The sequence below is a fragment of the Ruegeria sp. P10 genome, from assembly GCF_056534925.1.
In genome coordinates, this window is sequence record NZ_JBQERJ010000029.1 from 1 (window position 1) to 1,284 (window position 1,284).

Sequence of the window (1,284 nt, forward strand, 5' to 3'; positions counted from 1 at the left end):
ATGGCAAAGGAAAAGTTTGAGCGTACAAAACCGCACGTCAACATCGGCACGATTGGCCACGTTGACCACGGCAAGACCACGCTGACCGCAGCAATCACCAAGTATTTCGGTGACTTCAAAGCGTATGACCAGATCGACGGTGCGCCGGAAGAGAAAGCGCGCGGCATCACCATCTCGACCGCCCACGTGGAATACGAGACCGACAACCGCCACTATGCGCACGTCGACTGCCCCGGCCACGCCGACTACGTCAAGAACATGATCACCGGTGCCGCTCAGATGGACGGCGCGATCCTGGTTGTGAACGCCGCTGACGGCCCGATGCCGCAGACCCGCGAGCACATCCTGCTGGGCCGCCAGGTTGGCATCCCGAAGATGGTCGTGTTCATGAACAAAGTTGACCAGGTCGACGACGAAGAGCTGCTGGAACTGGTTGAGATGGAAGTTCGCGAACTGCTGTCCAGCTACGAATACCCTGGCGACGATATTCCGATCATTGCAGGTTCGGCTCTGGCCGCGATGGAAGGCAACAACCCGGAAATCGGCGAAGCGAAGATCCGCGAACTGATGGCGGCTGTTGATGACTACATCGACACCCCTGAGCGTGAAGTCGACAAGCCGTTCCTGATGCCGGTTGAAGACGTGTTCTCGATCTCGGGCCGTGGTACCGTTGTGACCGGCCGTGTCGAGCGTGGCGTGATCAATGTTGGCGACGAGATCGAAATCGTCGGCATCCGCGACACTCAGAAAACCACCTGTACCGGTGTTGAAATGTTCCGCAAGCTGCTGGATCGCGGTGAAGCGGGCGACAACATCGGCGCCCTGCTGCGCGGTATCGACCGTGACGGCGTTGAGCGTGGCCAGGTTCTGTGTAAGCCGGGTTCGGTGACACCGCACACCAAGTTCGAAGCCGAAGCCTATATCCTGACCAAGGAAGAAGGCGGCCGTCACACCCCGTTCTTCGCGAACTACCGTCCGCAGTTCTACTTCCGGACCACTGACGTGACCGGCACCGTGACCCTGGCGGCTGGCACCGAGATGGTTATGCCTGGCGACAACGTCGGCTTCACCGTCGAGCTGATCGCTCCGATCGCGATGGAAGACGGCCTGCGCTTCGCCATCCGCGAAGGCGGCCGCACCGTCGGCGCCGGCGTCGTGTCGAAAATCATCGAGTAAGTCGGCTTTGCCGACTGGTGGGCGGCAGTTGCTCTGAAAGAGCAATGAGAGCCCACACCGTCGAACTAAAGAAGGCCGCTCCACACCGGGGCGGCCTTTTTTTGTTTT

The 1,284-nt window shown here is 59.9% G+C and carries 1 protein-coding gene; it reads left to right on the plus strand.

What is annotated here, in order from left to right; translation table 11 throughout:
- Positions 1-1,176: elongation factor Tu (gene tuf / locus ACR0FB_RS20660; protein WP_171725214.1), on the plus strand; the 1,176-nt coding region annotated here is incomplete at its 5' end.
- Positions 1,177-1,284: the final 108 nt, after the last annotated feature.